This window comes from Aestuariivirga sp. (assembly GCF_044239095.1).
Classification (GTDB): domain Bacteria; phylum Pseudomonadota; class Alphaproteobacteria; order Rhizobiales; family Aestuariivirgaceae; genus Aestuariivirga.
In genome coordinates, this window is sequence record NZ_JBIICB010000289.1 from 1 (window position 1) to 5,332 (window position 5,332).

Consider the following 5,332-nt stretch of genomic DNA (forward strand, 5'->3'; position numbering starts at 1 on the left):
TCGGTCATCTCCATGGGCGTGTTCATCGGCCAGTCCACCAAGATCATCGAGCGCGAAACGGGCAAGGTCCACATGGGCAAGGTGCCGCCCTATTCGGTGGTGGTCTCCGGCTCCCTGCCGCAAAAGCCCTATGCCGATGGTTCGCCCGCCCCGTCGCTCTACTGCGCCGTGATCGTCAAGCGCGTGGACGAGAAGACGAGGTCCAAGACGTCCATCAACGAGCTGTTGCGGGACTGAGACCGCACTGACCACACAACGAGCGTCATCCCGGCCTTCGCCGGGATGACGGCCCGTTGGAACTCATCTACACTGCCTCTCATGAAGAACACCCCCACCGATTCCGTTCCGATCCTGCAGGACCTGATCCGCTGCCGCTCGGTGACCCCCGCCGAGGGCGGCGCGCTGACCTATCTCGAGAACCTGCTCTCCACCCGCGGCTTTATCTGCCACCGGCTGATCTTCCGGCAGGAGGGAACGCCCGACGTTGAGAACCTCTTCGCACGCTTCGGCTCGAGTGCGCCGCATCTGTGCTTTGCGGGCCACACCGATGTGGTGCCGGAAGGCATCGTCGACTCGTGGACGCATCCGCCCTTCGCCGCCGATATCGCCGAGGGTTTCATCTTCGGCCGGGGTGCCTGTGACATGAAGGGCTCGGTCGCGGCCTTCGCGGGTGCTGCCATCGACTTCGTGAAGAGTTCCGGCAAGTTCAAGGGCTCGATCTCCTTCCTCATCACGGGCGATGAGGAAGGCCCCGCCATCAACGGCACGGTGAAGGTGCTGCAGTGGATGGAGGAGAACGGCCACATCCCCGATCACTGTATCGTCGGCGAGCCCAGCTGTTTGGATACGCTGGGCGACACCATCAAGATCGGACGGCGAGGCTCCATGAGTTTCACCGTCACCGTGGAAGGCCGCCAGGGCCACGCCGCCTATCCCCACAAGGCGGACAACCCCATCCCCAAGCTCGCCCGCTTCATCGACCGCATCGCGGCGGCACAGCTTGATGATGGGAACGAGCATTTCGATCCCTCGACGCTGGCCGTCACCACCTTCGACGTGGGCAACCCGGCGGGCAACGTCATCCCGTCGCGCGCCATGGCGAAGTTCAACATCCGCTTCTCACCCGAACACAGCTTCGCCTCACTGAGGAGCTGGGTCGAAGCCCAGATTGCAAGTGTGAGAGGTCAGATGGGCGGCACATGGTCCCTCTCGGTGACAGAGGGTGCGGATGCCTTCATTACCGAACCCGGCTCATTCGTTGGCCTGGTGCAGGACGCGGTGGAGCGTGAGACGGGTGTCTTCCCCAAGCTCTCGACCAGCGGCGGCACGTCGGATGCGCGCTTCGTGAAGGACTACTGCCCCGTGCTCGAGTTCGGGCCGACCAACGCGACGATCCACCAGACCAATGAGCGGATCGCCGTTGATGAACTGCGTGCCACGCAGGCCGTCTATGGCCGCATCATCGCGGATTACTTTTCCGCGGAGGTATAGCCGACGCGCAGCAGGTAGAGGCCCTCAGGGGGGGCCACCGGCCCGCAGGCCGCGCGGTCGGCAGCGTCAAGCGCGCGCTTCAGCTCCCAGGGTGTCCATTTGCCCTCGCCCACCAGCCGCAGCGATCCCACCATGGAGCGCACCTGGTTGTGCAGGAAGGAGCGCGCATCGGCGCGGATCTCGATCAGTTCGCCGTAGCGCGCGACCTCAAGCCGGTCGAGCGTCTTCACCGGCGAATTGGCCTGGCACTGCGCGGCGCGGAAGGTGGTGAAGTCATGCTTGCCCACGAGATGCTGCGCGGCCTCATGCATGGCATCGGAGTCGAGATCGACCGGCAGCCACCATACCTTGCCGCGGTCCAGCGCCGGCGGCGCCCGCCGGTTCAGGATCCGGTAGAGGTAATAGCGCCGCGTGGCCGAGAATCGCGCATGGAAGTCCTCCGGGACCTCCTCGGCCTCGAGCACGCTCACCGGATGCGCGCGCATGTTGCCGTTCAGTGCGTTGCGGAGCTTGAAGGGGTCCCACTGCTTCACGAGGTCGACATGCGCCATCTGCGCCAGCGCATGGACCCCGGCATCGGTGCGGCCCGCGCCATAAACCATGGAATGACCGCCGTTGATGGTGGCCACCGCGCGCTCCAGCACGTCCTGCACCGAGGTGCCCCCGGCCTGGGATTGCCAGCCGGTGAAGGGCGAGCCGTCATATTCGATGGTGAGCTTGTAGCGCGGCATCAGCGGGCCACTGTTCCACGCGGAACCGGAAAGCCGCGCAGGAACTCGGCCGCGTCCATCGCGCCCTTGCCCTCACGCTGGAGCCTCAGCAGGCGGATGGCGCCTGAGCCGCAGGCGGCGGTGAGGTCATCGCCGATGAAGGCGCCCGGTGCTCCCGTCCCGTCCGCCACCTCGCACAGCAGCACCTTGAGGCGCGCACCGTTCACCTCGCACCACGCGCCCGGAAAGGGCGACAGGCCGTGGATGTGGTTTCTCACCTCTTGCGCGCTCCTTGTGAAGTCGATGCGGGCTTCCGCCTTCTCGATCTTCCTTGCATAGGTCACGCCCACGGCGGGCTGGGGAACGCAGGCGATCTTCTCCTGGGCGAGGACGTCCACCATCAGGCGCGCGCCGAGCAGGGCCAGTTCGTCATGGAGGGACTGCGCGGTGGTGGCGGGCGTGATTGCGATCCTGCCCACCCTGCACATCGGCCCGGTATCCAGTCCTTCCTCCATGCGCATGATGGTGACGCCTGTTTCCGCGTCTCCTGCCATGATGGCGCGCTGGATTGGCGCTGCGCCCCGCCAGCGCGGCAGCAGCGAGGCATGGACGTTGAAGCAGCCCATGCGCGGCGCAGCGAGGACGGGCTTCGGCAAGATCAGCCCATAGGCCACGACAACGGCGGCATCCACGTTCACGGCGGCAAACTGCGCCTGCTCCTCAGGGGATTTCAGCGATACGGGTGTCTGCACCTCGATTCCTTGTGAGGCCGCAAAGGCGTGAACCGGCGAGGGCCGCTCCGCCATGCCGCGTCCGGCGGGCCGAGGTGGTTGTGAATAGACGCAGGCGATCTCGTGACCAGCCCCGATCAGCGACTTCAGCGTTTCGGCCGCGAAGTCAGGCGTTCCCATGAACACGAGCCGCATGCTCAGAGCTTTCCGAGCTTCTGGGCCTTTTGGAATTTCTTGAGCACCCGCTCACGCTTGAGCCGGGAGATGTGGTCGATGAAGAGAACGCCGTTCAGGTGGTCGATCTCGTGCTGCAGGCAGGTGGCCATCAGCCCGGTGGCATGGAGTTCCATCGCCTCGCCCTGGCGGTCAAGGTAGCGCATCTTGATCTCGGCGGGCCGGGTGACCATCTCGTAATACTCGGGGATGGAGAGGCAGCCCTCCTCGTAGTCGCTCTGCGCCGCACTTGACCAGACGATCTCGGGGTTCGCCACGAACAGCGGTGTCTTGTCCTCGCCGTCCTTCGACAGGTCGATCACCAGCAGGCGCTGCGGCACGCCGATCTGGATGGCGGCGAGGCCGATCCCGGGCGCGCGGTACATGGTCTCCAGCATGTCGTCCCACAGCCTGCGAACGCCGGAATCGACCTGGGCCACGGGCTTTGAAACCTCGCGGAGCGTCTTTTCGTCGGGCAATGTGATGATGGGAAGCAGCGGCATGGCCGTCACTTAGTAAACCCGCCGCCGCCGGTCAATCGTGGTGCTCAGTGCCCGTCATAGGGGCTGTTGCAGCGGTAGTGCCTGTTGCCCTTGCCGATGAAGGTGTCGGTCGCGGGGTCATAGGTCCGGTAGCGCTCGCTGCACCAGGATACGTGCCGCGAGGCATGGGAAGCGGCATGGCGGTGCTTGTGGCCGTGCTTGAAGTCGCCGTAGCGATAGATCTGGAACGGCTTCTGGTACCAGTAGCTGCCGGGCCTCACCACCATGGCGCGCTGGTGGGGCGCATAATCCATGCGCACGCTGCAGCCGTTGAAGCCATGCGTGCAGTTCTTCTCGATCACATAGGGCTTCCAGATCCTGCTGCCGTCGTCATGGCTGCCGAAGGCGAAAAAGTCAGCAGCGGAGGCCGTGGGGGCCAGCATGGCAAGGCCCGCGAGGGCCGTGAGAACCGGAATGATCTTCCTCAACATCTGAACCGCTCCCCGGAATGTTCTTTCACCACAATGCCTCCCCCAAAGCCGCTTGGCAAGCCATGGCGCTTGCCTTTTGGGCCCCGAACCGCCATATAGCGCGCGGGAGGTTGGCGGCGGACGTGCCGCTCGCCAACCGGGTCAGGTCCGGAAGGAAGCAGCCCTAACGAGACAGGAACGGGTTGCCCGTCCAGCCTCCCACCTCTTGAACCTACCCCGCGGAAGCCCGCCATGGACGACGCTCAAAGCGGCGCGAACGCCAAAGGGTATCGCGTTCTTGCCCGGAAATACCGCCCGCGCACATTCCCTGACCTTATCGGTCAGGATGCGATGGTGCGCACCCTCACCAATGCCTTTTCCTCCGGCCGGATCGCGCAAGGCTTCATGCTCACAGGCGTGCGCGGCGTGGGCAAGACCACCACTGCCCGCCTCATCGCCCGTGCGCTGAACTACGGCGACAAGCCGACCATCGACATGCCCGGCTATGGCCCGCATTGCGAGGCCATCCTCGAATCCCGCCACATGGACGTGATCGAGATGGACGCGGCGTCGAACACCGGCGTCGACAACATGCGCGAGATCATCGACAGCGTGCGCTATGCGCCCGTCCAGGCGCGCTACAAGGTCTACATCATCGACGAAGTGCACATGCTCTCGAAAAGCGCCTTCAACGCGCTGCTGAAGACGCTGGAAGAGCCGCCGCCGCATGTGAAATTCATCTTCGCCACGACCGAGATCAACAAGGTTCCCGTCACCATCCTGTCGCGCTGCCAGCGCTTTGACCTGAAGCGGCTGGATGCGGCACTGCTCGCCTCGCACTATGCCGGCATTGCAGAAAAGGAAGGTGTCGAGGCGCAAGCCGACGCACTGGCCATGATCGCGCGCGCGGCGGAAGGCTCCGTGCGTGACGGCCTGTCGCTGCTCGACCAGGCGATCGCCTATGGCGAGGGCAAGGTGAAGGCGGCGGATGTCGCCTCCATGCTGGGGCTGATGGACCGCTCCCGCATCATCGACCTGTTCCAGGCGGTGATGTCGGGTGATGCCAGGGCCGCGATCGAGGAGATCGAACAACAGTACAGGGACGGCGGCGACCCCCCCACCATCCTGAGCGACCTGGCCGATTACGTGCACTGGGTCACACGCCTGAAGGTGGTGAAAGAGGGCGCGCTCGGAGATACCTCGCGCACCGAAGCCGAAAAGACGCGTGGTGCTGT

At 64.8% G+C, this 5,332-nt stretch carries 6 protein-coding genes, 1 other RNA gene and 1 pseudogene; 4 read left to right on the top strand and 4 right to left on the bottom strand.

Features of this window, described 5'->3' with window-relative positions; translation table 11 throughout:
* Positions 1 to 237: pseudogene (locus tag ACILRA_RS19345) on the top strand (2,3,4,5-tetrahydropyridine-2,6-dicarboxylate N-succinyltransferase); the annotation flags it as partial.
* Between the two features lie 81 nt (positions 238 to 318).
* Entirely contained in the window at positions 319 to 1,491 is a 1,173-nt protein-coding gene (gene dapE / locus ACILRA_RS19350) for a succinyl-diaminopimelate desuccinylase (RefSeq protein WP_395663691.1), read from the top strand.
* Here the strand turns inward: dapE and truA are convergent.
* Genes truA through ACILRA_RS19370 form a run of 4 tightly spaced genes read right to left on the bottom strand, consistent with a single transcriptional unit; the run spans position 1,470 to position 4,118 of the window.
* Positions 1,470 to 2,222, bottom strand: coding sequence for a tRNA pseudouridine(38-40) synthase TruA (gene truA / locus ACILRA_RS19355; RefSeq protein ID WP_395663692.1), 753 nt, complete (start codon positions 2,220 to 2,222; stop codon positions 1,470 to 1,472). The two genes, dapE and truA, sit on opposite strands and share 22 nt — an antisense overlap.
* On the bottom strand, positions 2,222 to 3,133 hold the full coding sequence (gene fmt, locus ACILRA_RS19360) for a methionyl-tRNA formyltransferase (RefSeq protein ID WP_395663696.1): 912 nt from the start codon (positions 3,131 to 3,133) through the stop codon (positions 2,222 to 2,224). Before fmt ends, truA begins: the two co-directional genes overlap by 1 nt.
* Positions 3,130 to 3,648, bottom strand: a complete 519-nt coding sequence (gene def / locus ACILRA_RS19365; protein WP_395663693.1) for a peptide deformylase — start codon at positions 3,646 to 3,648, stop codon at positions 3,130 to 3,132. The genes fmt and def overlap by 4 nt, the downstream gene beginning before the upstream one ends.
* Positions 3,649 to 3,692: 44 nt before the next feature.
* Complete coding sequence (locus tag ACILRA_RS19370; protein WP_395663694.1) at positions 3,693 to 4,118, bottom strand: BA14K family protein; 426 nt, start codon at positions 4,116 to 4,118, stop codon at positions 3,693 to 3,695.
* Between the two features lie 105 nt (positions 4,119 to 4,223).
* Here ACILRA_RS19370 and ffs point away from each other — a divergent pair.
* An RNA gene (gene ffs, locus ACILRA_RS19375) (signal recognition particle sRNA small type) lies at positions 4,224 to 4,320 on the top strand.
* A 29-nt stretch (positions 4,321 to 4,349) separates the two neighbouring features.
* Positions 4,350 to 5,332 (top strand): DNA polymerase III subunit gamma/tau (locus ACILRA_RS19380; RefSeq protein ID WP_395663695.1); only part of this gene is annotated, 983 nt, incomplete at its 3' end.